At 69.5% G+C, this 25,716-nt stretch carries 31 protein-coding genes and 1 pseudogene; 29 read left to right on the top strand and 3 right to left on the bottom strand.

The annotated features are described in order from the left end of the window. The first annotated feature begins 7 nt into the window (after positions 1–7). From rpsS to map, 18 genes are all read left to right on the top strand, one after another. On the top strand, positions 8–289 hold the full coding sequence (gene rpsS / locus DEJ20_RS16955; RefSeq protein WP_017885529.1) for a 30S ribosomal protein S19: 282 nt from the start codon (positions 8–10) through the stop codon (positions 287–289). Positions 290–314: 25 nt separating this feature from the next. Further along, on the top strand, positions 315–707 hold the full coding sequence (rplV, locus tag DEJ20_RS16950; RefSeq protein ID WP_035809257.1) for a 50S ribosomal protein L22: 393 nt from the start codon (positions 315–317) through the stop codon (positions 705–707). After that, a complete protein-coding gene (gene rpsC / locus DEJ20_RS16945; protein ID WP_017885527.1) occupies positions 707–1,519 on the top strand; it encodes a 30S ribosomal protein S3 in 813 nt (270 codons plus the stop codon). Before rplV ends, rpsC begins: the two co-directional genes overlap by 1 nt. Before the next feature lie 2 nt (positions 1,520–1,521). Further along, entirely contained in the window at positions 1,522–1,941 is a 420-nt protein-coding gene (rplP, locus tag DEJ20_RS16940; RefSeq protein ID WP_017885526.1) for a 50S ribosomal protein L16, read from the top strand. Then, positions 1,941–2,261, top strand: coding sequence for a 50S ribosomal protein L29 (gene rpmC, locus DEJ20_RS16935; RefSeq protein WP_017885525.1), 321 nt, complete (start codon positions 1,941–1,943; stop codon positions 2,259–2,261). The genes rplP and rpmC overlap by 1 nt, the downstream gene beginning before the upstream one ends. After that, positions 2,261–2,545 (top strand): 30S ribosomal protein S17, encoded by a 285-nt coding sequence (gene rpsQ / locus DEJ20_RS16930; protein WP_017885524.1) that lies wholly within the window; start codon positions 2,261–2,263, stop codon positions 2,543–2,545. The genes rpmC and rpsQ overlap by 1 nt, the downstream gene beginning before the upstream one ends. Positions 2,546–2,576: 31 nt before the next feature. Further along, complete coding sequence (gene rplN, locus DEJ20_RS16925) at positions 2,577–2,945, top strand: 50S ribosomal protein L14 (protein ID WP_017885523.1); 369 nt, start codon at positions 2,577–2,579, stop codon at positions 2,943–2,945. A 3-nt stretch (positions 2,946–2,948) separates the two neighbouring features. Then, positions 2,949–3,308, top strand: coding sequence for a 50S ribosomal protein L24 (gene rplX, locus DEJ20_RS16920; RefSeq protein WP_017885522.1), 360 nt, complete (start codon positions 2,949–2,951; stop codon positions 3,306–3,308). Beyond that, the gene (gene rplE / locus DEJ20_RS16915; protein WP_110859500.1) at positions 3,308–3,898 is read left to right on the top strand and encodes a 50S ribosomal protein L5; all 591 of its coding nucleotides are present in this window, start codon (positions 3,308–3,310) and stop codon (positions 3,896–3,898) included. Before rplX ends, rplE begins: the two co-directional genes overlap by 1 nt. A gap of 153 nt (positions 3,899–4,051) precedes the next feature. After that, a complete protein-coding gene (rpsH, locus tag DEJ20_RS16910; RefSeq protein ID WP_017885519.1) occupies positions 4,052–4,450 on the top strand; it encodes a 30S ribosomal protein S8 in 399 nt (132 codons plus the stop codon). 6 nt (positions 4,451–4,456) lie between these two features. Continuing rightward, positions 4,457–4,993 carry a 50S ribosomal protein L6 gene (gene rplF / locus DEJ20_RS16905; protein ID WP_017885518.1) on the top strand — a complete coding sequence of 179 codons (537 nt, stop codon included), beginning with the start codon at positions 4,457–4,459 and terminating at the stop codon, positions 4,991–4,993. A gap of 2 nt (positions 4,994–4,995) precedes the next feature. Continuing rightward, positions 4,996–5,370, top strand: coding sequence for a 50S ribosomal protein L18 (rplR, locus tag DEJ20_RS16900; RefSeq protein ID WP_027466725.1), 375 nt, complete (start codon positions 4,996–4,998; stop codon positions 5,368–5,370). Beyond that, positions 5,367–6,167 (top strand): 30S ribosomal protein S5, encoded by an 801-nt coding sequence (gene rpsE / locus DEJ20_RS16895; RefSeq protein ID WP_111234639.1) that lies wholly within the window; start codon positions 5,367–5,369, stop codon positions 6,165–6,167. The genes rplR and rpsE overlap by 4 nt, the downstream gene beginning before the upstream one ends. Then, on the top strand, positions 6,167–6,352 hold the full coding sequence (rpmD, locus tag DEJ20_RS16890) for a 50S ribosomal protein L30 (protein WP_173168934.1): 186 nt from the start codon (positions 6,167–6,169) through the stop codon (positions 6,350–6,352). The genes rpsE and rpmD overlap by 1 nt, the downstream gene beginning before the upstream one ends. Continuing rightward, entirely contained in the window at positions 6,349–6,813 is a 465-nt protein-coding gene (rplO, locus tag DEJ20_RS16885) for a 50S ribosomal protein L15 (RefSeq protein WP_027466723.1), read from the top strand. Before rpmD ends, rplO begins: the two co-directional genes overlap by 4 nt. A 147-nt stretch (positions 6,814–6,960) precedes the next feature. Next, the gene (secY, locus tag DEJ20_RS16880; protein WP_027466722.1) at positions 6,961–8,283 is read left to right on the top strand and encodes a preprotein translocase subunit SecY; all 1,323 of its coding nucleotides are present in this window, start codon (positions 6,961–6,963) and stop codon (positions 8,281–8,283) included. Then, the gene (locus DEJ20_RS16875; RefSeq protein WP_111234640.1) at positions 8,280–8,870 is read left to right on the top strand and encodes an adenylate kinase; all 591 of its coding nucleotides are present in this window, start codon (positions 8,280–8,282) and stop codon (positions 8,868–8,870) included. The genes secY and DEJ20_RS16875 overlap by 4 nt, the downstream gene beginning before the upstream one ends. 59 nt (positions 8,871–8,929) lie before the next feature. Beyond that, positions 8,930–9,709 (top strand): type I methionyl aminopeptidase, encoded by a 780-nt coding sequence (map, locus tag DEJ20_RS16870; protein WP_502866599.1) that lies wholly within the window; start codon positions 8,930–8,932, stop codon positions 9,707–9,709. A 145-nt stretch (positions 9,710–9,854) separates the two neighbouring features. Here map and DEJ20_RS16865 read toward each other — a convergent pair whose 3' ends face one another. After that, positions 9,855–11,150, bottom strand: coding sequence for an LCP family protein (locus tag DEJ20_RS16865; protein WP_111234642.1), 1,296 nt, complete (start codon positions 11,148–11,150; stop codon positions 9,855–9,857). Positions 11,151–11,444: 294 nt separating this feature from the next. On the opposite strand from DEJ20_RS16865, the gene infA reads away from it, so the two are divergent. From infA to DEJ20_RS16825, 8 genes are all read left to right on the top strand, one after another. After that, complete coding sequence (infA, locus tag DEJ20_RS16860) at positions 11,445–11,666, top strand: translation initiation factor IF-1 (protein WP_017885509.1); 222 nt, start codon at positions 11,445–11,447, stop codon at positions 11,664–11,666. Between the two features lie 70 nt (positions 11,667–11,736). Then, positions 11,737–11,853, top strand: a complete 117-nt coding sequence (rpmJ, locus tag DEJ20_RS16855) for a 50S ribosomal protein L36 (RefSeq protein WP_022903266.1) — start codon at positions 11,737–11,739, stop codon at positions 11,851–11,853. Positions 11,854–12,039: 186 nt separating this feature from the next. Next, entirely contained in the window at positions 12,040–12,414 is a 375-nt protein-coding gene (gene rpsM / locus DEJ20_RS16850) for a 30S ribosomal protein S13 (protein ID WP_017885508.1), read from the top strand. A gap of 9 nt (positions 12,415–12,423) precedes the next feature. After that, positions 12,424–12,822, top strand: coding sequence for a 30S ribosomal protein S11 (gene rpsK / locus DEJ20_RS16845; RefSeq protein WP_017885507.1), 399 nt, complete (start codon positions 12,424–12,426; stop codon positions 12,820–12,822). A gap of 205 nt (positions 12,823–13,027) precedes the next feature. Then, positions 13,028–14,023, top strand: a complete 996-nt coding sequence (locus tag DEJ20_RS16840) for a DNA-directed RNA polymerase subunit alpha (protein WP_017885506.1) — start codon at positions 13,028–13,030, stop codon at positions 14,021–14,023. Between the two features lie 63 nt (positions 14,024–14,086). Next, positions 14,087–14,680, top strand: coding sequence for a 50S ribosomal protein L17 (gene rplQ, locus DEJ20_RS16835; RefSeq protein WP_111234643.1), 594 nt, complete (start codon positions 14,087–14,089; stop codon positions 14,678–14,680). 157 nt (positions 14,681–14,837) lie between these two features. Next, entirely contained in the window at positions 14,838–15,956 is a 1,119-nt protein-coding gene (locus tag DEJ20_RS16830) for an FUSC family protein (RefSeq protein ID WP_111234644.1), read from the top strand. Positions 15,957–15,994: 38 nt separating this feature from the next. Continuing rightward, complete coding sequence (locus tag DEJ20_RS16825) at positions 15,995–19,201, top strand: AfsR/SARP family transcriptional regulator (RefSeq protein WP_111234645.1); 3,207 nt, start codon at positions 15,995–15,997, stop codon at positions 19,199–19,201. A gap of 9 nt (positions 19,202–19,210) precedes the next feature. Here the strand turns inward: DEJ20_RS16825 and DEJ20_RS16820 are convergent. Together DEJ20_RS16820 and DEJ20_RS16815 are read right to left on the bottom strand one after the other, a co-directional pair. Continuing rightward, a pseudogene (locus DEJ20_RS16820) lies at positions 19,211–19,600 on the bottom strand (ABC transporter permease); the annotation flags it as partial. 24 nt (positions 19,601–19,624) lie between these two features. Further along, positions 19,625–20,644 carry an ATP-binding cassette domain-containing protein gene (locus DEJ20_RS16815; RefSeq protein ID WP_111234647.1) on the bottom strand — a complete coding sequence of 340 codons (1,020 nt, stop codon included), beginning with the start codon at positions 20,642–20,644 and terminating at the stop codon, positions 19,625–19,627. 90 nt (positions 20,645–20,734) lie between these two features. On the opposite strand from DEJ20_RS16815, the gene truA reads away from it, so the two are divergent. The 3 genes from truA (at position 20,735) to DEJ20_RS16800 (ending at position 25,582) form a co-directional block, all read left to right on the top strand. Next, positions 20,735–21,610 carry a tRNA pseudouridine(38-40) synthase TruA gene (truA, locus tag DEJ20_RS16810; protein ID WP_111234648.1) on the top strand — a complete coding sequence of 292 codons (876 nt, stop codon included), beginning with the start codon at positions 20,735–20,737 and terminating at the stop codon, positions 21,608–21,610. Continuing rightward, positions 21,607–22,350 (top strand): MBL fold metallo-hydrolase, encoded by a 744-nt coding sequence (locus DEJ20_RS16805; protein WP_111234649.1) that lies wholly within the window; start codon positions 21,607–21,609, stop codon positions 22,348–22,350. The genes truA and DEJ20_RS16805 overlap by 4 nt, the downstream gene beginning before the upstream one ends. A 148-nt stretch (positions 22,351–22,498) precedes the next feature. Beyond that, the gene (locus DEJ20_RS16800) at positions 22,499–25,582 is read left to right on the top strand and encodes an ExeM/NucH family extracellular endonuclease (protein ID WP_111234650.1); all 3,084 of its coding nucleotides are present in this window, start codon (positions 22,499–22,501) and stop codon (positions 25,580–25,582) included. Positions 25,583–25,716: the final 134 nt, after the last annotated feature.

Raw genomic sequence — 25,716 nt, 5'->3', positions numbered from 1 at the left:
TCAGAAGATGCCACGCAGTCTGAAGAAGGGCCCCTTCGTCGACGAGCACCTGCTCCGCAAGGTCGTCACGCAGAACGAGGCCAACACCAAGAACGTGATCCGCACGTGGTCGCGTCGGTCGATGATCGTCCCGAACATGCTCGGGCACACCATCGCCGTCCACGACGGCCGCAAGCACATCCCGGTGTTCGTCACCGAGTCGATGGTCGGTCACAAGCTCGGCGAGTTCGCGCCGACCCGCACCTTCCGTGGTCACGTGAAGGACGACAAGAAGGGCCGTCGCCGCTGAGGCGGCGACGCAGAGGAGGAACGAAATGGTGGAGTCGATCGCACGCGTGCGACACATCCGCGTCACGCCTCAGAAGGCCCGTCGCGTCATCGAGCTGATCCGCGGCAAGCAGGCCCACGAGGCCCTCGCCATCCTGAAGTTCGCCCCCCAGGGCGCTTCGGAGCCCGTGTACAAGCTGGTCGCCTCGGCGATCGCGAACGCACGGGTCAAGGCGGACTCGACGAACAGCTTCCTCGACGAGCGCGACCTCTACGTGAGCCGCGTCTTCGTCGACGAGGGCACGACCCTGAAGCGGTTCCAGCCGCGCGCCCAGGGCCGCGCCTTCCGCATCAACAAGCGCACCAGCCACATCACGGTCGTCCTCGCGACGCCTGACGAGGCCGAGGTTGCCGCGACGAGCAAGAAGGCGAGCAAGTAATGGGCCAGAAGGTCAACCCGTACGGCTTCCGTCTCGGGATCACGACGGACCACGTCTCGCACTGGTTCACCGACAGCAAGAAGGCCGGTCAGCGCTACGCCGACTACGTGGCCGAGGACATCAAGGTGCGCGAGTACCTGAAGAAGACCCTCGACCGCGCCGGTGTTGCACGCATCGAGCTCGAGCGCACCCGTGACCGCGTCCGCGTGGACATCCACACGGCTCGTCCGGGCATCGTCATCGGCCGCCGCGGCGCCGAGGCTGAGCGCGTTCGCGGTGAGCTCGAGAAGCTCACCAAGAAGCAGATCCAGCTGAACATCCTCGAGGTCAAGAACCCCGAGACCGAGGCCCAGCTCGTCGCGCAGGGCATCGCCGAGCAGCTCTCCGCTCGTGTCGCGTTCCGTCGCGCCATGCGCAAGGGCCTGCAGGGTGCACAGCGCGCCGGCGCCAAGGGTGTCCGCATCCAGGTGTCGGGCCGTCTCGGCGGCGCCGAGATGTCGCGTTCGGAGTTCTACCGCGAAGGCCGTGTGCCGCTGCACACCCTCCGCGCGAACATCGACTACGGCTTCTACGAGGCCCGGACCACGTTCGGCCGCATCGGCGTGAAGGTCTGGATCTACAAGGGCGACATCACGAACAAGGAGCTCGCTCGCGAGCAGGCGAACCAGCGTTCGTCGCGCCCGGAGCGTCGTGGCGGCCCGCGCGGTGAGCGTGGCGACCGTGGCGGCGACCGTCGTGGCGGCGACCGCGGTGACCGTCGTCCGCAGCAGGCCCCGCAGGACGCGCCGGCCGGCGCAGGAGTTGAGGCGTAACCATGCTTATTCCCCGTCGAGTCAAGCACCGCAAGCAGCACCACCCGAAGCGTTCGGGTCAGGCCACCGGTGGTACCAAGGTCAGCTTCGGCGACTACGGCATCCAGGCCCTCACCCCGGCGTACGTGACCAACCGTCAGATCGAGTCCGCTCGTATCGCCATGACGCGTCACATCAAGCGTGGTGGCAAGGTCTGGATCAACATCTACCCGGACCGTCCGCTGACCAAGAAGCCCGCCGAGACCCGCATGGGTTCCGGTAAGGGTTCGCCCGAGTGGTGGGTCGCGAACGTGAAGCCGGGCCGGGTGCTCTTCGAGCTCTCCGGCGTCAGCGAGGAGATCGCCCGTGAGGCGTTGACTCGTGCAATCCACAAGCTGCCCCTCAAGGCACGCATCATCAAGCGCGAGGAGGGCGACGCATAATGGCGATCGGTTCCAAGGAGCTCCGTCCGACGGAGCTCGACACGTTCGAGAACGAGCGTCTCGCTGACGAGCTGAAGAAGGCCAAGGAGGAACTCTTCAACCTCCGCTTCCAGTCGGCCACCGGCCAGCTGGAGAGCCACGGTCGTCTCCGTGCCGTCAAGCGCGACATCGCCCGCATCTACACCGTCCTCCGCGAGCGCGAGCTCGGCATCCGTGCCACTCCCGCGCCCGTCGAGACCGCCCCCAAGGCCAAGAAGACGACGAAGAAGGCTGACAAGCCGGCCGAGTCGACCGAGGCCGAGACCGCCGAGGAGAAGTAATGGCGAACGAAGAGAAGAACTCCGCCGCCCTCACTCGCGGCTACCGCAAGACGCGTCGCGGCTACGTGACGAGCGACAAGATGGACAAGACCATCGTGGTCGAGGTCGAGGACCGCGTGAAGCACGCGCTCTACGGCAAGATCATCCGTCGTACGTCCAAGGTGAAGGCCCACGACGAGCTCGGCACCGCTGGTGTCGGCGACCTCGTCGTGATCAGCGAGACCCGTCCCCTCAGCGCGTCCAAGCGCTGGCGCCTGGTCGAGATCCTCGAGAAGGCCAAGTAGGCCTCGGCCTGCTTCGGAATAGGAGACAGCAGTGATTCAGCAGGAATCCCGCCTGAAGGTCGCCGACAACACGGGTGCCAAGGAGATCTTGACCATCCGCGTGCTCGGTGGCTCGGGTCGTCGCTACGCCGGCCTCGGTGACGTCATCGTCGCCACGGTGAAGGACGCCATCCCCGGCGGCAACGTGAAGAAGGGTGACGTCGTCAAGGCGGTCATCGTTCGCACCAAGAAGGAGACCCGTCGTCAGGACGGCTCCTACATCAAGTTCGACGAGAACGCGGCAGTGATCCTCAAGGCCGACGGCGACCCGCGCGGTACGCGCATCTTCGGTCCGGTCGGTCGCGAGCTCCGTGACAAGAAGTTCATGAAGATCATCTCGCTCGCGCCGGAGGTGCTGTAAGCCATGGCGAACATCAAGAAGGGTGACCTCGTCCAGGTCATCACGGGCGCGACGCAGGAGCGTGGCGGCGACCGTGGCAAGCAGGGCAAGGTCATCGAGGTCCTGAAGGACAAGAACCGCGTCGTGGTCGAGGGCGTGAACTTCGTCACGAAGCACGTCCGCGTCGGTCAGACGCAGCGCGGTTCGAAGACCGGTGGCATCGAGCAGCACGAAGCCTCGATCCACGTCTCGAACGTCGCACTCGTCGACCCGAAGACGAAGAAGCCGACGCGTGTCGGCTTCCGCACCGAAGAGGTGGAGAAGGACGGCGTCAAGAAGACCGTCCGTGTCCGCTACGCGAAGAAGTCTGGTGAGAAGCTCTGATGACTGACACGACTGCTGCGCCCGCTGGCAAGATCCAGCCGCGCCTCAAGCAGAAGTACCTGGCCGAGATCAAGTCGGCCCTCACCGAGCAGTTCGGTTACGCGAACGTCAACCAGGTCCCCGGCCTGGTCAAGGTCGTCGTGAACACCGGTGTCGGCGAGGCCGCTCGTGACTCCAAGATCATCGAGGGGGCCATCAAGGACCTCACGGCGATCACGGGTCAGAAGCCCCAGGTCAACATCGCCCGCAAGTCCATCGCACAGTTCAAGCTGCGCGAGGGTCAGGCCATCGGCGCGCACGTCACCCTGCGCGGTGACCGCGCGTGGGAGTTCCTGGACCGCCTGGTGACGCTCGCACTGCCCCGCATCCGCGACTTCCGCGGTCTCAGCGACAAGCAGTTCGACGGCAACGGCAACTACACGTTCGGTCTCACGGAGCAGTCCGTGTTCCACGAGATCGACCAGGACCGCATCGACCGTGTCCGCGGCTTCGACATCACTGTCGTGACCACCGCGAAGACGGACGACGAGGGACGCGCGCTGCTCCGCCAGCTCGGCTTCCCGTTCCGCTCCAACGAGCAGACGGTCTAAACTACTTCGGGCGGTGCGGGCCGGAGGATTCACGTCCTCCGGCCCGCACGCACGAACACACCGATCTCGGGGAACCGCCCCGGGATCACTCGATCGCTCAGGTCGGCATTCGTGGAACGGGTGTCGAAACCAGGCGAGAAATGGACGAACATCATGACGATGACCGATCCGGTCGCAGACATGCTGACCAGATTGCGGAACGCGAACTCCGCGCACCACGACGCAGTCGCGCTCCCGAGCTCCAAGCTCAAGAAGAACATCGCCGACATCCTCAAGCGTGAGGGCTACATCAGTGAGTGGAAGGTGGAGGACGCCCGAGTCGGGCAGACCCTCACCATCGACCTGAAGTACGGCCCCGAGCGCGAGCGTTCGATCGCCGGCATCAAGCGCGTCTCGAAGCCGGGCCTCCGGGTCTACGCGAAGTCGACGGAGATCCCCCAGGTCCTCGGTGGCCTCGGCGTGGCGATCCTCTCGACCTCCTCCGGCCTCCTGACCGACCGCGAAGCCGAGCAGAAGGGCGTGGGTGGGGAAGTCCTCGCCTACGTGTGGTGATCGACAATGTCACGAATCGGACGTCTCCCCATCGACATCCCCGCCGGCGTCACCGTCTCCGTTGACGGTCAGAACGTGGCGGTCAAGGGTCCGAAGGGCGAGCTCGCGCTCGTCATCGCGGAGCCCATCCAGGCCAAGGTCGAGGAGAACCAGGTCCTCGTCACCCGTCCGGACGACGAGCGCGAGTCGCGTTCGCTCCACGGACTGACCCGGACCCTCATCGCCAACAACATCATCGGCGTGACCCAGGGCTACACCAAGGGCCTCGAGGTCGTCGGCACCGGTTACCGTGTCGCGGCCAAGGGCTCGAACCTCGAGTTCGCCCTCGGGTACTCCCACTCGATCACGGTCGAGCCGCCGGCGGGCATCAGCTTCGCGGTGGAGGGCAACAACAAGGTCACCGTCGCCGGTATCGACAAGCAGGCTGTCGGCGAGGTCGCCGCGAACATCCGGAAGCTCCGGAAGCCCGAGCCCTACAAGGGCAAGGGTGTCCGTTACGCCGGCGAGAACGTGCGCCGCAAGGCCGGAAAGTCAGGTAAGTGATCATGGGACTCCTCAAGACACGAGGCAAGAGCAAGGCGGCCGCCAAGGCGCGTCGTCACAACCGTCTCCGCAAGAAGATCACCGGCACCGAGGCTCGTCCCCGTCTCGCCGTCACCCGCTCGTCGCGTCACGTGTTCGTGCAGGTCATCGACGACTCGAAGGGTCACACCCTCGCAAGCGCCTCGACGATGGAGGCAGACCTCCGCTCGTTCGACGGCGACAAGACCGCCAAGGCCCGTCGCGTCGGTGAGCTCCTCGCCGAGCGCGCGAAGTCGGCTGGCGTCGAGGCCGTGGTCTTCGACCGCGGTGGCAGCAAGTACGCCGGTCGCGTCGCCGCGATCGCCGATGGTGCCCGTGAAGGAGGGCTGAACCTGTGAGCGACAACGCGAACACCAACGAAGACGCCAAGACCGAGGCCGTCGAGGCCACGGAGACCACCGAGGCGAGCACGGAGGCCACGGCCACCGAGGCCGCCAAGACCGGCAAGGAGGCGGAGGCACCTGCCGTCGCCGAGCGTCCGGTCGAGACCGCCGCGGGCTCCGCGTCGAACAACCGCGACTCCGCAGACCAGCGCGGACGTCGTGGCGGCGGGCGTGACCGTCAGCAGGGCCGTGACCGCAACAACCGCGGTGGCGACAGCCAGTTCCTCGAGCGCGTGGTGACCATCAACCGCGTGTCGAAGGTCGTCAAGGGCGGTCGTCGCTTCAGCTTCACGGCGCTCGTCGTCGTCGGTGACGGCAACGGCCTCGTGGGCGTCGGCTACGGCAAGGCCAAGGAGGTCCCCACGGCGATCTCCAAGGGCGTCGAGGAGGCGAAGAAGAACTTCTTCCGCGTCCCGCGCGTCGGCAACACGATCCCGCACCCGGTGCAGGGCGAGGCCGCTGCCGGTGTCGTGCTCCTGCGTCCGGCCGCTGCCGGTACCGGTGTCATCGCCGGTGGTCCGGTCCGCGCCGTGCTCGAGTGCGCCGGCATCCACGACGTCCTGAGCAAGTCGCTCGGCTCGTCGAACACCATCAACATCGTGCACGCGACCGTCGAGGCCCTGAAGCAGCTCGAGGAGCCCCGCGCCGTCGCGAGCCGTCGTGGCCTCGACGTCGACCGGGTCGTCCCGGCTCGTCTGCTCCAGGCCGAGGCCGCAGCCCTGCGTGCCGCGACCGAGAAGGCAGGTGCGTGATGGCGACCCTGAAGATCACGCAGATCAAGTCCGTTATCAGCGAGAAGCAGTACCAGCGCGACACCCTGCGCAGCCTGGGCCTCAAGCGCATCGGCCGTACGGTCGAGCGTGAGGACAACGCCCAGAACCGCGGGTACATCGCGACGGTCGCGCACCTCGTGAAGGTCGAGGAGGTCGACGCATGAGCGACGAGAAGAACGAGCGCGTGCAGGTGCTGAAGCTGCACCACCTCCGCCCCGCCGAGGGCGCCAAGAAGGACCGCACCCGTGTGGGTCGCGGTGAGGGCTCGAAGGGCAAGACCGCTGGACGTGGTACCAAGGGCACGAAGGCCCGCTACCAGGTCCGGGTCGGCTTCGAGGGTGGGCAGATGCCGCTGCACATGCGCACCCCGAAGCTCCGCGGGTTCAAGAACCCGTTCCGGGTCGAGTACCAGGTCGTGAACCTGGACAAGATCTCGGAGCTCTACCCCGACGGTGGCGACGTCACCGTTGCGGGCCTGGTCGCCAAGGGCGCCGTCCGCAAGAACGAGAAGGTCAAGGTTCTCGGTCAGGGTGACATCACCGTGAAGATCACGGTCACGGTCGACAAGGTCTCGGCGTCCGCCGCCGAGAAGATCGTGGCTGCTGGCGGCACCGTCTCCCAGTAACCCCCGTCGGCGGCCCGTGCGTTTGCGCACGGGCCGCCGTTACGGTTTCCTTGACAGTGGCCGGCATCCGCCAGCCGGGTCGGCCCTGCCGACCGAAACCGGTCCGGCCGCGATCGACGGCCCCGGTCCCACAAGTTCGGAGTCATCGTGTTCAGAGCGGTCGCGCGCATCATGCGCACCCCTGATCTTCGCAAGAAGATCGGCTTCACCCTCGCGATCATCGCGCTGTTCCGTCTCGGGTCGTACATCCCGGCACCGTTCGTCGACTACGCCGCCGTGCAGAGCTGTCTCGCCAGCGCGTCGTCCTCCGGCGGTCTCTACGACCTCATCAACCTCTTCTCCGGCGGCGCGCTGCTGAAGCTCTCGGTCTTCGCGCTCGGCATCATGCCGTACATCACGTCGTCGATCATCGTGCAGCTCCTGCGTGTGGTCATCCCGCACTTCGACACCCTCTACAAGGAGGGCCAGTCGGGCCAGGCGAAGCTGACGCAGTACACGCGCTACCTCACGATCGCGCTCGGTGTCCTGCAGTCCACGACCCTGATCACGGTCGCCCGCTCCGGCGCCCTGTTCGGCACCAACGCCTCCGCGTCCTGCACGTCGATCATCTCGAACGACAGCTGGTACGCCATCATGCTGATGGTCGTCACGCTGACCGCCGGTACCGGCCTCATCATGTGGATGGGCGAGCTCGTCACCGAGCGCGGCATCGGCAACGGCATGTCGCTCCTGATCTTCACGTCGATCGCGGCGCAGTTCCCGTCGGCGCTCTGGGCGATCGAGCAGTCGCAGTCGTTCGAGCTCTTCCTGTTCGTGATCCTGGTCGGACTCGTGATCATGATGGCCGTCGTGTTCGTCGAGCAGTCACAGCGGCGGATCCCCGTGCAGTACGCCAAGCGCATGGTCGGGCGGCGGACGTACGGCGGCAACAACACCTACATCCCGATCAAGGTGAACATGGCCGGCGTCGTGCCCGTCATCTTCGCCTCGTCGCTGCTGTACCTGCCGGCCCTGATCGCGCAGTTCAACCAGCCCTCGGACGGCTCCGAGCCGGCCGCGTGGGTGACCTGGATCCAGAACAACCTGACCTCGGGTGACAACTGGTTCTACATGGTCCTGTACTTCCTGCTCATCGTCGGGTTCACGTACTTCTACGTGGCGATCACCTTCAACCCCGAAGAGGTCGCCGACAACATGAAGAAGTACGGCGGGTTCATCCCCGGCATCCGTGCCGGTCGTCCGACCGCCGAGTACCTCGACTACGTCCTCACCCGGGTGACGCTGCCCGGTTCGCTCTACCTCGGTCTCATCGCGCTCATCCCGCTGGCAGCACTGGCGCTGTTCGGCGCGAACCAGAACTTCCCGTTCGGTGGCGCGAGCATCCTCATCATCGTGGGTGTCGGTCTCGAGACCGTGAAGCAGATCGACTCGCAGCTGCAGCAGCGTCACTACGAAGGGCTTCTCCGTTGAGCGCACGTCTCATCATCGTCGGACCTCCCGGAGCCGGGAAGGGCACCCAGGCCGTCCGCATCGCCGAGTCCTTCGGGATCCCCGCGATCTCGACCGGGGACATCTTCCGCAAGAACGTGGCAGAGGGCACGCCCCTCGGTGTGCAGGCGAAGGCGATCATGGACGCCGGTGACTACGTGCCGGACTCCCTGACGAACGAGCTCGTGAAGTCCCGCCTGCAGGAGCCCGACGCCGAGCACGGCTTCCTGCTGGACGGCTACCCGCGCACGGTCGGTCAGGTCGAGTACCTCGACGCGCTGCTCGCTGAGCAGGGCACCGGGATCGACGCCGTCGTGCAGCTCGTCGCCGACCAGGACGAGCTCGTCGGTCGCCTCCTCAAGCGCGCCGAGGACCAGGGCCGCAGCGACGACAACGAGGAGACGATCCGTCGTCGCCAGCAGGTCTACGCCGAGCAGACGGCGCCCATCGTGGCGGCGTACGGCGAGCGTGGCCTCGTCGTCGACGTCGACGGCCTCGGTGCCATCGACGAGGTCGGCGACCGCATCCAGACGGCGCTGGCGGGCCGCGGGCTCTCCGCGACCGTCTGACCAGCGTGGTGCGGTTCAAGAAGCCCTCGATCTACAAGACCCCGGACGAGCTCCGGGCGATGGTCCGGCCGGGCCTGCTGACCGCCGAGGCGCTCGACGCAGTCCGTGCAGCGATCCGCCCGGGGATCACCACCGGTGAACTCGATGCGATCGCCGAGCGCACCATCCGTGACGGCGGCGGAGTCCCGAACTTCCAGCTCGTGCCCGGCTACCGCCACACGCTGTGCGTGTCGGTGAACGACGAGATCGTGCACGGGATCCCCGGTGAGCGCGTGCTCGCGCCCGGCGACATCGTGTCGGTGGACGCCGGCGCCGAGGTCGACGGCTGGAACGGCGACAGCGCGTTCACGACCGTCGTGCCCGGTGGCGACGCAGCGGTCACCGCAGCCCGCCAGACGCTCTGTGACACGACCGAGCGGTCGCTCTGGCACGGCATCGCCGCGCTCGCTCACGCGAAGAACCTGCACGAGGTCGGCTCGGCCGTGGAGGACGCGATCGACGAGACCGGTGCGTGGGGCATCGTCGAGGACTACACCGGCCACGGCATCGGTCGGTCGATGCACGAGGAACCGCCGGTCTTCAACTACCGCGTCCGCGGTGCCGGACCTGCTGTCAAGCCGGGGCTGGTGGTCGCCATCGAGCCGATGGTCACGGCCGGCGCGATCGACAGCTTGACGGACGACGACGAGTGGACGGTCCGGACGCTCGACGGCTCGGACGCCGCGCACTGGGAGCACAGCGTCGCGGTGCACGCGGCCGGCATCTGGGTGCTCACGGCCGCCGACGGCGGCGCTCGGGGCCTGGCCCCGCTTGGTGTGACGCCCGTCCCGATCCCGTAGGACGGGCCTCCAGTCCGCACGCCGTGCCCACGCTGGGTGTCTCCGCACGATGCGACGGCCAGGAGGCCCGGCTGGCGTCCGCCGCGTCGACGACGTCGCGTGGACCCACCCGACCACCGCCGGGCGCACGCGCCGTGGCATCGCGTCAGTTGCCGACGGAGCAGGTCTCCTCGGAGGCGCTCTGCCCGGTGATCGACGAGGGCAGCGGCGTCGCCGACGCGGTCGGCGTCCGCGTGGCGGTCGCGCTCGACGTCGCCGACGGTGTGCCGGCGGACGACGAGGTCCCGGACGAACCCGAGGTGCCGGACGGCCCCGAGGAGCCGGACGACCCGGTGCTGCTCGACGTCCCGCCGCTCGACGGCGACTCCTCGGAGGCGCGACCGGTGCTCGAGTCGCTCAGCGACGACCGGACGTCGTTCTGCAGCGCCACGTTCAGGGTGTGGGCCGTCTCCTGGTCGACGATCACGCGGGCGTTGTCGGCGGGGTCGTCGGCCACCGGGTACTGCACGAAGAGCATGTTGGCCGTGCTCATCCCGCGCAAGGCTGCCGCGAGCTTGACGAGGGTGCCGGTCTGGGCCAGGCCGTCGGACAGCGTCATGTTGGACAGGGCGGCGCCGGCCAGCTTGTAGAGCGTGATCGGGTTCGAGAGCGTGCCGTCCGAGGTGACCTTGCGGAGGAGCGCCGACAGGAACACCTGCTGCGAGCTGATGCGGGCGAGGTCGCTGCCGTCGCCGACCCCGTGGCGGGTGCGCAGGAAGGCCAGGGCGTCCGAGCCCTCGAGGGAGTGCGAGCCCGTCGTGAGGTGCAGGCCGGTAAACGTGTCGTCGATCGGCTCGGCGACGCAGACGTCCACACCGCCGAGAGCGTTCGACATCTCGATCACGCCGTCGAACGTGATGAGCCCGGCGTAGGGGATGCTCAGACCGGTCAGGTTCTCCACCGTGTCCACGACGCAGGAGACACCGCCGTTGCCGAGCGCGGTGTTGAACATCGCCGAGGTGGACGCCGGGTAGGTCGTGCCGGTCGCGGGGTTCGTGCAGGCCGGGATGGGGACCATCAGGTCACGGGGGAAGCTGACCGCGGTGAGCTGCTGGTGGTCCGCCGAGATGTGGATGAGCATCGTGACGTCGTTGCGGGCGCCCTCGACGTCCTCGTCGGAGTCGAACTGGCCGACCCGGGTGTCGCTCCCGATGAGCAGGATGTTCGCTCCGCCCTTGATCGCCGAGATGTCGGCGGTCTTCGCGGTGCTCTGGTCGTCGGTGCTCAGCGCGACGGTCTGCGGCGCGGTGGCGAGCTGTGCCCCGGCGATCGCGGCGACGCTCGTGCCGCTGACGAGCAGGACGGCTACGGCGGACGCGACGACGGTGACGAGCGTGCCCCAACCCCGGCGACGGGCCTGCTTGCCGTGGCTGGCGAAGGGGCGTCGGGTGGCGTCGGGCACGTGTTCTCCGTTCGGTGGTCCGGCGCGATCTGCTGGTGCGACGGACGTGGCTGCGGAGCAAAACTACGGTTCGCGCGCATGTGTGCGCCCGGAGCGCGCCGTCAAACCACTGTGCAACGCTCAGGCACGGCCCCGGAAGCCCCAGACGTGGGGTGTTCCGCGTCCCCACTTGGCAATTGCGGGTTTACCACATAAGATCGATCTTTGGTGTGTCATGCCCTCTCGGGTGTGGCGACCGACCCGCAGACCGGTTCGGGGATCACACCTGTTCCACAACCAAGCGACAGTGAGGCTATGGCCAAGAAAGACGGCGTCATCGAGATCGAAGGCTCGGTGCTCGAAGCTCTGCCCAACGCGATGTTCCGCGTTGAGCTGACGAACGGACACAAGGTCCTCGCGCACATCTCCGGGAAGATGCGCCAGCACTACATCCGTATCCTCCCCGAGGACCGCGTGATCGTGGAGCTGAGCCCGTACGACCTGACCCGCGGCCGGATCGTCTACCGCTACAAGTGATCCGCGAGCTGGAAAGGAACGGCACGGCAATCCTGCCGAGCACGAAGCCAGCGAGCACGAGGAAAGAACCATGAAGGTCAACCCCAGCGTCAAGCCCATCTGCGAACACTGCCGTGTGATTCGCCGCAAGGGCCGCGTCATGGTGATCTGCAAGAGCAACCCGCGTCACAAGCAGCGCCAGGGCTAGTCCCGGGCGCGTGACCGGCGCTGACGGTGTCCATCGGACACCAGGCTGCTCGAGCACGACCCACAACTGAAGATCGACAACGCAGTACCAGAACCCGGTCGCACGACGACCGGGGGACACCTCGGGGCGGAGGCCCGAGCACCGGTACTGCGCCACACCTCCATCGACAACAGGAGCAGCCATCACATGGCACGTCTAGCAGGCGTCGACATCCCGCGCGAGAAGCGCGTGGAGATCGCACTCACGTACATCTACGGCGTCGGCCGTACCCGCGCCGTCCAGGCACTGACGGAGACCGGTATCTCCGGTGACATCCGCGTCAAGGACCTGACCGACGACCAGCTCGTCGCCCTCCGTGACTTCATCGAGGGCAACTTCAAGGTCGAGGGTGACCTCCGCCGTGAGGTCGCCGCCGACATCCGCCGCAAGGTCGAGATCGGCAGCTACGAGGGTCTTCGCCACCGTCGTGGTCTCCCGGTGCGCGGTCAGCGCACCAAGACCAACGCTCGTACCCGCAAGGGACCGAAGCGCACCGTGGCAGGCAAGAAGAAGGCTCGATAGGAGACCCCGATGGCTACCCCCAAGACTGCCGCGCGCAAGCCGCGCCGCAAGGAGAAGAAGAACGTCGCTGTGGGCCAGGCCCACATCAAGAGCACGTTCAACAACACGATCGTCAGCATCACCGACCCGTCGGGTGCCGTCCTCAGTTGGGCGTCCTCGGGTGCCGTGGGCTTCAAGGGTTCGCGCAAGTCGACGCCGTTCGCGGCGCAGCTCGCCGCCGAGTCCGCTGCGCGTCAGGCGCAGGAGCACGGCGTCAAGAAGGTCGACGTCTTCGTGAAGGGCCCGGGTTCGGGTCGCGAGACCGCGATCCGTTCCCTCCAGGCCGCTGGCCTCGAGGTCGGCTCGATCAACGACGTCACGCCGCAGGCGCACAACGGGTGCCGCCCGCCCAAGCGCCGTCGCGTCTGACGCGAGGAGCAACCGGCCGCGCCCTGCTCGTCCCCTGACCGGATCCGTTCCGGCGAGGGCGGGCAGGGCCCGCGGCCATTCCTGGTCGTTCGATCGCGCACGTGTGTGCGCGTGATCACAACTCAACAGACCCGTCGGGGCCCATGCGGCCCCGTCGTACCGCCAAGTGTCATATAGCGGACACTTCGCCGAAAGGAATCCCACAGTGCTCATTGCACAGCGCCCCACCCTGACCGAGGAGCCGATCTCCGAGCACCGCTCGCGCTTCGTCATCGAGCCGCTCGAGCCGGGCTTCGGTTACACCCTCGGCAACTCGCTGCGCCGCACGCTCCTCTCCTCGATCCCCGGCGCGGCTGTCACCAGCATCCGCATCGACGGCGTCCTCCACGAGTTCAGCACCGTTCCCGGTGTCAAGGAAGACGTCACCGAGATCATCCTCAACATCAAGAGCCTGGTCGTCTCCAGCGAGCACGACGAGCCCATCACGGCGTACCTGCGCAAGCAGGGTGCCGGTCAGGTCACCGCAGCGGACATCTCCGCTCCGGCCGGCGTCGAGATCCACAACCCGGAACTCGTCATCGCGACCCTGAACGACACCGCGCGCTTCGAGCTCGAGCTCACGATCGAGCGTGGCCGTGGCTACGTCTCGGCGACGCAGAACCGTTCCGAGTTCAGCGAAGCCGGTCAGATCCCGATCGACTCGATCTACTCGCCCGTCCTGAAGGTCACCTACCGCGTCGAGGCGACGCGTGCCGGTGAGCGCACGGACTTCGACCGCCTGGTCGTCGACGTCGAAGCGAAGCCGGCCATCACGCCGCGCGACGCCATCGCGTCGGCCGGTCGCACGCTGGTCGAGCTGTTCGGGCTCGCTCGCGAGCTCAACACGGCGGCAGAGGGCATCGAGATCGGCCCCGCGCCGGTCGACGCCGTGCTCTCGAACGAACTGCAGACCCCGATCGAGGACCTCGACCTGTCGGTCCGCAGCTACAACTGCCTGAAGCGGGAGGGCATCAACACGGTGTCCGAGCTCGTCGCCTTGTCGGAGACGCAGCTCATGAACATCCGCAACTTCGGTCAGAAGTCGGTGGACGAGGTCAAGGACAAGCTCACCGAGCTCGGCCTGTCCCTCAAGGACACCGTCCCCGGATTCGACGGCGCCCACTTCTACAGCGGGTACGACGAGGACGAGTCCAACAACTGACCTCGCGCTCACGCGCAAGCGCGCTGACACCGCGCGCACCACTTTCACCACTGGAGAACTGACATGCCGAAGCCCACCAAGGGCCCCCGCCTCGGTGGCGGTCCCGCCCACGAGCGCCTGCTCCTGAGCAACCTCGCCAACGCCCTCTTCACGCACGGTCGCATCACGACCACCGAGACGAAGGCCAAGCGCCTCCGTCCGGTCGCCGAGCGTCTCATCACGTTCGCGAAGCGCGGCGACCTGCACGCGCGTCGTCGTGTGATCAGCATCCTGCGCGACAAGTCCGTCGTGCACACGCTGTTCACCGAGATCGCCCCCCAGGTCGAGGACCGCCAGGGCGGTTACACCCGCATCACGAAGCTCGGCTTCCGCAAGGGCGACAACGCCCCGCTGGCGTCGATCGAGCTCGTCCTCGAGCCCGTCTCGAGCACGCCCGCTCCGGTCAAGCGCAACTCGGCTCCGGCCGCTGCTGCCGCCCCGGTCGACGAGCCCGCCGCTGACGAGACCACCGAGGAGGCCCCGGTCGAGACGGTGCCTGTTGAGGACACCGAGACGACCGAGGAGTCCGCTCCGGTCGAGACCGAGTCCGAGACCGAGGCTGCTGCCGAGGTCGAGGCCGACGCCGCCGAGAAGTCGGACGACGCCGACACCAAGTAGTCCGGTGCCCTCCGGGGCGCTGCACCACCACGAGGAAGCCCCCGCGACCCAGGTCGCGGGGGCTTCCTCGCGTTCGAGGCTGGTCGCGGGTACGGACTCCACGGCACGCACGACGCGCCGCGTAGGGTGGCCGACCGGTACGACAGGGAAGGAAGTCATGGCGTTCCAGCACGTTGCGGGTCTGGGGACACGGGTCTGGCGGTGGAGCCGGACCTCGGGCACACAGCCGCGCCTGCTGCACGCCGGCAAGGCCGCCGCTGCTGCGGTGATTGCCTGGTTCGTGGCGCAGCACATCCCGGGCGTCGCGGCCGAGTACCCCTACTACGCACCACTCGGCGCCGTCGTCGCGATGCAGACCACGGTGTTCGCGGGCATCCGGAGCGGCGTGCAGACCCTGGTCGGGATCGCCCTCGGCATCCTCATCGCCGCGTTCACGATGTGGGTCGGCGATCCCGGCTTCCTCGCGATCGCGCTGGCGGTCGGCGTCGGGGTGCTGGTCGGCGGGTTCCGCGTGCTGGGCGAGGGCAGCTCGTGGGTGTCCACCGCGGCGCTCTTCGTCCTGCTCGTCGGCGGCGCGCACGCCGAGGGCTACTCGCTCGGGTACCTCGTGCAGATGGCCGTGGGCGTCGTGGTCGGGCTGCTGGTCAACTTCCTGGTGTTCCCGCCGCTGCACTTCTGGGACGCCGAACACCGCATCGACGCGGTGAACGGCGTGCTGGCGGACCACCTCGACGGGCTGGCAGCCGTGCTCGAGGAGGGCAAGCGCGACGAGAAGGCGTGGGACCACCAGCAGGACCGCCTGGACCGTGCGATCGCGGACGTGCGGTCGCGGGTGGCGATCGCGCACGAGAGCCGTCGGCTCAACCCCCGTGGTGCCCTTCGCGGGTCACGAGCGCGGCTCCAGAAGGACGGCGGACGCTTCCGCGCACTGGAGCGGGTCGCCTGGTACACGACCGACCTCACCGAGCTCGTCGCACGCTCCGGCCCGGTGTCCGAGGGCGTCGGGCGTCCGGACCCCGCGTTCGCCACGCCCATCGCCGAGGCACTGCGGGAGATCGCCAGCACGATCCGCGGCGACTCCCCGGAGGACCAGGCCGAAGCGGCCATCGAACGACTCGAGTCCGCGCTCGACGCATCACGTGAGAACCCCTCGCACGTTGCGGTCACCTCGGCCGCGCTCGTCGCCCTGCGCGGGATCGTCGAGTCAGAACGACGCGCCACCGACGACCTCGACACCCGGACCGGACCCTCGGCGTTCGGTCGTCCGCGCGGCTGAGTGGCCGGCCCGTCCGTGGTCGTCCGTAGACTCGCCCCGTGACCGACCGCCCCCGCATTGCCGTCCTCGGTCCGATCACGGTGGACGACGCCCACGGCGCTCCGACCGCGGTGCCGGGGGCCCTCGCCCGGGCGTTCCTGACCGCGCTCGTGCTCGCACGCGGCAACGCGCTGACGAGCGAGTCCCTGATCGAGGACCTGTGGCCGGACGAACGACCGCGCGGTGCGCGAGCTGCACTGCAGACGCTCGTCTCGCGGCTGCGTCGGGGAGTCGCGGACGGCATCGTCGTGTCCACGAGCACCGGGTACGCGCTCGGTGGCGGTCCGGACGACGTCGACCTGCTCCGAGCCGAACGAGCACTCGGCAACGGTGACCGGGCGGCCGTGTCCGCCGCACTCGACCTCTGGCGCGGTGACCCCGGGGCGGACGTCGACGGCGAGTCGGGCACGGCGCTGGCCGACCGGGCGAACGCCGCCCGCCGCGGGCTCCGACGGGCGCTCGGCACCGCCCTGTCCGACGACGGACACGCGGACGAGGCGGCCGAGGTGTGGGCAGCCGAGTCGCTCGCAAACCCCTTCGACGAGGTCGCAGCAGCCGGGGCGATGCGCTCACTCGCCGCAGTGGGGCGCACGACTGAGGCGCTCGCCGTGTTCGCCGCGCACCGGGACCGTCTCGCCGACGAACTCGGCGCCGACCCGTCGGCGGACCTCGTCCGCCTGAACGCCGACCTGCTCCGCCGGTCCAACGTGTCCGTCGGCACCGCGCGCCGCACCGGGCTGCGGGCAGCGCCGAACGCGCTGGTCGGGCGACAGGACGACCTCGCCGTCGTGGGCGACCTGCTCTCGAGGAGCCGGCTGGTCACGATCCTCGGTGCAGGCGGACTCGGCAAGACCCGCCTCGCGCAAGCGGTCGCAGCTGCCCTTCCGCCGACGACCGGGGTCGTGGTCTTCGAGCTCGCGCCGCTCACCGCAGCGGAGGACATCGTCCCCGCCCTCGCCGCGCTGCTCGGGATCGCGGAGTTCCGATCGGCCCGGTCGCTCCGGGACGCCGTCGCCGCGGACCTCGGATCGCGCGTCGTCCACGCCCTGGCCGACGGTCCCACCGTGCTCGTCCTCGACAACTGCGAGCACCTGGTCGCCGAGGTCGCGACCTTCGCAGCAGACCTGCTCGCGACGGTGCCGCAGCTCCGGATCCTCACGACCTCGCGGGCACCGCTGGCGATCGCCGGTGAGGTCGTGGCCCCGCTGGCACCCTTGCCCGTCGCCGCGGACGGCGCCGCCGTGCGCCTGTTCACCGAGCGGGCGCGGGCGGCGCGTCCGGGTGCCGTACTGCCCGTGGACGCCGTCCGCCGCATCTGCACGCGGCTGGACGGATCACCCCTGGCGATCGAACTCGCGGCCGCACGGATCCGCGGCATGAGCACCGACGAGATCGAGCGTCGACTCGACGACCGGTTCGCGCTGCTCCGCGGCGGTGACCGGAGTGCTCCCGAGCGGCACCGCACCCTGCTCGCGGTGATCGAGTGGAGCTGGCGATTGCTGAACGACGGTGCGCAGGACCTGCTGACCCGTCTCGCGCTGTTCCCGGACGGGCTGGCGGTCGACGCCGTCGAGTCGGTGACGCTGCCCGAACGCCGCGGAGCGGCGCTCGACGACCTCGCCGAGCTGGTCGAGCAGTCCCTCGTGCAACTGGTCGAGCACGAGGGCGAACCGGTGCGGTACCGCCTGCTCGAGACGGTCCGCGAGTTCGGTGCCGCACGGCTCCGGGATGCCGGCGCCACCGAGGACGTGCGGTCGGCCATGATCCGATGGGGTCGCGGCTTCACCGCCGCCCGCAACCTGCTGACCATCACGGGTGAGCCGCAGCTCGAGTGCTTCCGACAGGTCGGACGCGAGGCGGACAACCTCATCACGCTGTTGCGCTGGAGCCTGGGCGCCGGCGACGCCTCCGCGGGCGCGCACCTGTTCGCCGCACTCGCGGGGTACTGGTCACTCCGAGGCGCGCACGGCGAGGTCGTCGCCCTCGGTCCGGACATCGTGCCGCTGCTGGGCGGCACCGTCCCAGCGTCGGAGGACCGCACCGCCGTGGTGGTGGGCCTCGTCGTCGCCGGGGCGTCTGCTGCGTTCGGCGACCGGCGGACGGCCGGCCTCGCAGTGTCGGCCCTGCGGCGGGTGTTCGCCGGCGGCAGCACCGGGTACGCGGTCCTCGACGCGCAGGCCGCACTGGTGCTGACCCTCGGCCGGCCTGCCGACGGCAGTGCCCTGTTGGCCCGCCTGCGCGAGGACCCGGAGCCCGGGGTGGCGTGCCTGGCGAACATGCTCAGTGCGCCGCTGGCCGAGAACGACGGCGACACGGCCGTCGCCCTGCGGTACGCCCACCGCGCCGAGGCGCTCGCACGGATCAGCAACGACGCGTGGACCTCGGGCTCGATCGCCGTCACCGTCACGCAGCTGCTCGCGCAGACCGGGCGCCACTCCGAGGCGTTGGCGGCCGCCGAGGCCGCGCGGGAGCAGCTCGAACGGTTCGGTGCCGACGACGACCTGTACGAGATCGGGTGGACGGTCGGGCTCTGCGCAGCGACGACCGGCGACGTGGCACGCGCCCGGGCCGTCGCCGACGACCTGCGGCAGCGGCCGACGGAGGGGCGTGGTGGGTTCGACGGCGACCGGATGCAGATCGGCGTCCTCGCGACGGCGATCGCCGCGGAGTGCGCCCGGTACGAGGGCGACCTCGACTCCGCGGCGGCCGCGTACGCCGCCGCCTGGGACGCGATCGTCCCGATCCGGAAGGAGACGCCGCACTGGAGCCTGATGGCGGGCGTGGCGCGGATCGCGGCTGCTGACGAGGTGGCGGTGAGCCGGACCGGCGGGGCCGCACCGGGCCTCCCGGCCACCGAAGTGGCGGTCGCGAGACGCCTGCGTGTCGGTGCGCTCGTGATGCTGCGCCTGCACCCGTGGTGGCTCGACCTGCCGGTCATCGGGACCACCCTGCTCGGGCTGGCGCTCGCCGCGGTCCGGACCGGTCAGCCGGAGTCCGCCGCGCAGGCGTGGGGGATGACTGCTCGACTCGGGTCACGGCAGGACTTCGGGGTGCTCGCGCACACCCGCATACGGCCGTTGCTGGTGACCGCGCTCGGCGACCCGGCCGTGACGGATGCCGAGACGGCCTCGGCCGGTTGGGACCGGGCCGAGGCCGTCTCGCGGGCACGGACGCTGCTCGAGCGGATGCGCTTCAGCGACCACTGATCGTGCGGTTCAGGCCTTCCGCATGTAGGCGCGGACCGTCAGGGGCGCGAACACCGCGACGATCACCGCCGCACCGAGCAGGCTGATCCACAGGTCGACGCCCACCGTGCCCTGGTTGACCAGGTCACGGACGGCGGTGATCAGGTGCGAGATCGGGTTGACCTCGGAGAACCAGCGCAACCAGTCCGGCAGGGTGTCGGCCGGCACGAACGCGTTCGACAGGAACGTCAACGGGAACAGCACCATGTTCGAGATGCCGGAGACGCTCGACGCCGTCCGGGCGACCACACCGAAGTAGGCGAAGATCCAGCTGATCGCCCAGGCGACCACGATCACGAGCAGCCCGGCGAGGACCACCGCGCCGAAGCCCCCGGCCGGACGGAGTCCCATGATGATCCCTGCCGATCATCTTCACCGTGATGTTCACGTACATCTTCGGGGGAGCGATCGCGGGCGACGTGGCGTCCCTTCGAGCTCGTGGTGGGCGTCGCCTTCGGTGTGCGCGGATGCACCGGTGATGGTCAGGAAGACCTCGTCGAGCGTCGGCTTCTGCACGCTCATCTCGGCGAGCGAGACACCGGCCTGCCGGAACGACACGAGCAGGTCGGTCACCCGGTCGGGGTCTGCCATCGGAGCGGTGAGGCGCGACCCCTCGGGGCTGACGACCGCGTCGACGCCGAGCGTGTTCCGGACGATGTCCCGCGCCGTGTCGAGGAGGAGCGCGTCGGCCAGACGGAGCTGCAACGACGCCGTGCCGATGCTCGACTTCAGCTCGTCGCTCGTGCCCTCGGCGACGACCCTGCCGTGGTCGATCACGGCGATGCGGTCGGCGAGCTGGTCGGCCTCGTCGAGGTACTGCGTCGTGAGCAGGACGGTCGAACCGGTCGCCACGAGTTCGCGGATCGTGTCCCACATCTGTGCCCTGGTGCGGGGGTCGAGGCCCGTCGTCGGCTCGTCGAGGAAGATCAGGGGCGGTTGTGCGATCAGGCTCGCGGCGAGGTCCAGTCGACGACGCATGCCGCCGGAGAACCCCTTGAGCGGACGGGACGCGGCCTCGGTCAGCCCGAAGCGCTCCAGCAGCTCGACGGCCTTCCGCTTCGAATCCGCGCGGGAGAATCCGAGCAAGCGGGCGAAGACCACCAGGTTCTCGGTCGCGCTGAGCGTCTCGTCGACGCTGGCGTACTGCCCCGTCACGCCGATCAGGGTGCGGACCGTCTGGGCCTCGCGGCGGACGTCGTGGCCGAAGATCCGGGCCTCGCCACCGTCCGCCCGCAGCAGGGTGGCGAGCATGGAGATGGTGGTGGTCTTGCCGGCGCCGTTCGGACCGAGCACGCCGTAGACCGTGCCGGCCTCCACGCGGAGGTCGACACCGTCCACGGCCCGGTTCGAGCCGAACGTCTTCACGAGGCCGGTGGCCTCCACCGCGAGCGGTGTCGTGGTCATCGCGGGTTCCTTTCGTCGATGTCGGGGACGATGCTGCCGCGGGGCGCTCACGCGGCACTGACGTGGCGCTGACATCGCTACCGTGGTCGTGTGAGTGAGACGGTGCGGCTGCGACTGGACATCGCCTACGACGGGGCGGCGTTCTCCGGGTGGGCCCGGCAGCCCGGGCTCCGGACGGTGCAGGGCGCGCTCGAGACCGCACTCGCCACCGTGTTCACCCGCTGGGGCGAACCACCGTTGCTCACCGTCGCCGGACGCACCGACGCCGGGGTGCACGCCACCGGGCAGGTCGCGCACCTGGACCTGTCGGCGGAGCAGTGGGCAGCGCTGACCGCCAAGCGCGGGACGGGCCGGTCACCGCTCGACGGGCTGCTCAAGCGGGTCAACGGCATCGCGGCACCCGAGGGGGACGTCGTCGTGACCGGTGCCTCGGTGGCACCCGACGGGTTCGACGCCCGGTTCTCCCCGCTCTGGCGCCGGTACGAGTACCGGATCGCGGACGCCGACGCCCCGCGCGATCCACGTCGTCGTGGACACACGGTCTGGCACGCGGCGCGGCTCGACCCGGCAGCGATGGAGCGCGGTGCGCTGACGTTGCTCGGGCTGCACGACTTCGCGACGTTCTGCAAGCCGCGCGAGGGGGCGACGACCATCCGGACGTTGCAGCAGTTCCGCTGGGACCGCGAGCCGGACGGCGTGCTGGTGGCGCGCCTCCAGGCCGACGCCTTCTGCCACTCGATGGTGCGGGCCATGGTCGGCGCGACCATCGCCGTGGGCGAGGGCCGCTTCGGCCCGGACCGCCTCGAGGAACTGCGCGTCGCCGAGGAACGCACGAGCGCCTTCAAGACGGCGCCGGCGAAGGGGCTGACCCTGACCGAGGTGGGCTACCCGGCGGACGCGGAGCTCGCGGAGCGGGCGGAGCAGACCCGGGCCCGACGCTCGGCGGACGGTACCGTCGAGGGATGAGCCCGCGCGAACCCCGTTCCGTCGTGTCCGTCGCCCCCGGAGTCGTCTTCGTCGAGGGTCCGGTGTCCAACTGGGTGGTGCTGGCGGAGGAGGACGGCGTCGCGCTGATCGATGCCGGCTACCCGGCCGACACCGACCTCGTGCTCGACACCGTGCGCGCCGCCGGGCACGACCCGGCCGACCTCCGTCGCGTCTACGTCACGCACGGACACGTCGACCACGTCGGCGGCATCCCCGGGATCCTCGAGCGGTACCCCGACGTCGAGGTGCTCGCCCACGCCGACGAGCTCGCCAACGTGCGCGGACCCGAGCGGCAGCAGGTCACCCCGGCGGAGATCGGCGGCCGGCTCGCCAGCCCTCGCGTGCTCGCCTGGCTGGCGCGGGCTATCCGATCCGACGCCCTGCGACCCACGACCGTGCCGTCCGCTCGCGCGTTCACCGGTGCGGACTTCGCGGGTCGGGCGATCGCACCGTTCCCGGCCGTCGGCCACACCGACGGCTCGACCGCGTACCTGCTGCCCGCGGCGGATGCGATCGTCACGGGCGACGCAGTCGTCAGCCGACACGACACCCAGCCCGGGTCGTGGGCCCCGCGACCCCGGATGATCACACCGTTCTTCACCGCCGACCAGGACCGCGCGCTCGAGTCGGCACGGGCGCTGCCGTTCCCGGCCCTCGTGCTGCCGGGACACGGACCGGCCGTCCGCCGCGTGGGTGGGACCTGGCTGCCGCTCGGCTGATGCCGCGCGATCGGCTGTGCCGCCGAACGCGATCGGCTGATGCCGCGCGACCCGCTGTGTCGCCGATCGTGACCGGGCTGATGTTGCCGAACGCAATCATTCACCTCGACGCAACCTGAATGTCCCCGCAGGTCGGTAGCGTGCGGGCATGGCCAACACCCTCGGACGCACTCTGCTGTGCGCCACGGCGGCCGCGACGCTCCTCGCGGCCCCACTCGTCACCGTCACCGCAGCGACCGCGAACCCCGAGGGGACCGACCTCGTCATCGAGGAGGCCTACCTGAAGGCGGGCAGCAAGGGCGCGTTCTACAACGAGAAGTTCGTCGAGATCGGCAACCCGACCGACGCCGCCGTGTCGCTCGACGGCTGGTCGTTGCAGTACCGCTCCGCCACGGGCACCGGCACGTTCTCGGCCAGTGCACTCCAGGGCACCGTGCCGGCCAAGGGCACCTTCCTGGTGTCGATGGCGGGCAACGGCGGGGCCACCGCGGCCGGCGAGGACCTGCCCGCCGCCGACGACACCGCGACGCTCAACCCGTCGGGCACCACGGGCACGCTCGTGCTGTCCGACGCCACGGCACCCCTGGCGCTCGCCGCCGGACCCGTCGCCACCGGCACCGACGGCGTGGTCGACCTGCTCGGCTACGGCGCCTCGAACACGTTCGAGTCGGCCGTGCGCACCGTGACCGGGGACAACTCCGTCCCGAACGGCCTGGTCCGCCAGGGCACCACGGACACCGACGTCAACGGTGCGGACTTCTCCGTGACGACGACGCTCACCCCACGGAACGCCGCGGGCGAGACGATGGCACCGACCGAGCCCACGGAGCCCACCGACCCGGGTGACGGCGGGACCCCCGCGCCCGGCACCCCCGCCGAGACGGTGACCATCGCCCAGCTGCAGGGCACCACGGACACCTCGCCGTACGCGGGCAAGAACGTCACGACCGACGGCGTCGTCACCGCGGTCTACGGCACCGGCGGCTTCAACGGCTACACGATCCAGACCCCCGGCACCGGCGGCGCGATCGACCTCGGCGCCCACACCGCGTCCGACGCGGTGTTCGTCTTCTCGTCCGCCACCGCCGGTCTGGTGCACGAGGGCGACCACGTCCGGGTCACCGGCGCCGTGTCCGAGTACTTCGGCCTGACCGAGCTCACGGTGTCCGGGGCCTCGTCGCTGCAGCAGCTGGACGACACCGTCGCGGCACCGCAGCCCGCCGCGGTCGCGTTCCCGTCGTCCGACGCCCAGCGCGAGTCGCTCGAGAGCATGCTCGTCGCTCCCCAGGGGGCGTACACCGTCGCCGACAACTACACGACGAACCAGTACGGCGAGGTCGTGCTCGCCAGCGGCACGAAGCGCCTGGTCCAGCCGACCGAGGTCGGCCGACCGGGCAGCGCCGACGCGAAGGCCGTCGAGGCTGACAACGCCGCGCGGAAGGTCACGCTCGACGACGGCGCGAGCACCAACTTCCTGACCCAGGCGAACCAGGGCATCCCGGTGTCGTGGCTCACCCAGGGCCCGGTCACCGTCGGGGCCGCCACCACCTTCACCGAGCCGGTCGTCCTCGACTACCGCAACAACGGGTGGAAGTTCCAGCCGACCGCGCCGATCACGGGCGCGACCCCGGCCGCCGACCTGCCGGCGTCGTTCTCGAAGGTGCGCCAGCCGGCACCGCAGGACGTCGGTGGCGACCTGAAGCTCGCTGGCTTCAACGTGCTCAACTACTTCCCGACCACGGGCGACGAGCTCACCGGCTGCAAGTACTACACGGACCGTGCCGGAGACCCCGTCACGGTGAACTCCGGCTGCGACGCCCGCGGCGCCGCCGAGCAGGAGGACTTCCTGCGCCAGCAGGTCAAGATCGTGAAGGCCATCAACGGCCTGGACGCCGACGTCGTCTCGCTCGAGGAGATCGAGAACTCGGTCCGCTTCGGTCAGGACCGCGACGCCGCCGTGGCCACCCTGGTCGACGCGCTCAACGCCGCCACCGGCCAGGACACCTGGGCCTACGCGAAGTCCCCGGCCGTCGTGCCCGCGAGCGAGGACGTCATCCGCCTCGCCCTCATCTACAAGAAGGACCGCGTCGAGCCCGTCGGCGAGTCGACGATCCTGCTCGACGACGCGTTCACGAACGCCCGCCAGCCCGTCGCGGACGCGTTCCGCCCGGTCGGCGGCACCGCGGACGACGACTTCCTGGTGATCGCGAACCACTTCAAGTCCAAGGGCTCCGGCACCGGCGAGAACGCCGACCAGGGCGACGGTCAGGGTGCGTCGAACGCCGACCGCGTCGAGCAGGCGAAGGCCCTGGTGACCTTCTCCACCGACATGCAGGAGCAGTACGGCACCGACAAGGTGTTCATGCTCGGCGACTTCAACGCCTACAGCAAGGAGGACCCGGTGGTGGTCCTCGACGAGGCCGGCTACACCGACCTCGGCCCGGCGCTCGACAGCACCGAGTACTCGTACGTGTTCTCCGGCCTGAGCGGCTCGCTCGACCACGTGTTCGCGTCGGAGGCCGCGCTCGAGACGGTCACGGGCGTGGACATCTGGAACATCAACTCGGTCGAGTCGGTGGGCCTGGAGTACAGCCGCTACAACTACAACGCGACGAACCTGTACACCGACGACGTGTACCGGGCGAGCGACCACGACCCGATCCTGGTCGGGTTCGACCTGGACGCCGCGGGCACCGATCCGGGCACGGACCCGACGCCGGTGCCGACGCCGACGCCGACCCCGGTGCCGAACCCGACGCCGACCCCGACTCCGGTGCCGCCGGTCGACGGGATCACCCCGTCGGTTGTTCCGGTGGCGCCGTCGGAGTCGCTGTTGACGGAGGCGAACCGTGGCGGGGTGTCGGCTCCGGCGTCGGCTCGTGCGGGGGAGACGATCACGGTGACGGTGGGCACTGCGTCTGCCGGTGACACGGTCAACGTGTGGTTGTTCTCGGAGCCGACGCTGATCGGCACCGCGGTGGTGGCTGCTGACGGGACGGTGCGGGTGACGATCCCGGCGGACACGGCGGCTGGTGCGCACCGGTTGGCGGTGACGGCTGCGGACGGGAGCCTGATCGGGTGGACCCCGATCACGATCACCGTGGACGGGCAGCTCGCGTTCACGGGTGCCGCAGGGATGGGTGCCGGTGCGTTGGTGGCGTTCCTGCTGCTCGCGGCGGGCGCAGGCGTGCTGATCGTGCGTCGCCGACGTCGGGCTGCGGCTGCGGAGTAGTCCCCACGCCCCACGGGCGCACTTCGTGAGCAGGAATGGTCGGGTTCGCACAGCGGACCCGACCGTTTCTGCTCACCATGCGCGGTGGGCGCGACCGCGTGACGGACGGGAGGCGCGGTGCGGGGCCGCCCCGC

The organism is Curtobacterium sp. MCSS17_005, assembly GCF_003234225.2.
In the GTDB taxonomy this organism is placed as follows: Bacteria; Actinomycetota; Actinomycetes; order Actinomycetales; family Microbacteriaceae; genus Curtobacterium; species Curtobacterium flaccumfaciens.
This window is presented reverse-complemented; position numbering and strand designations above follow the sequence as displayed.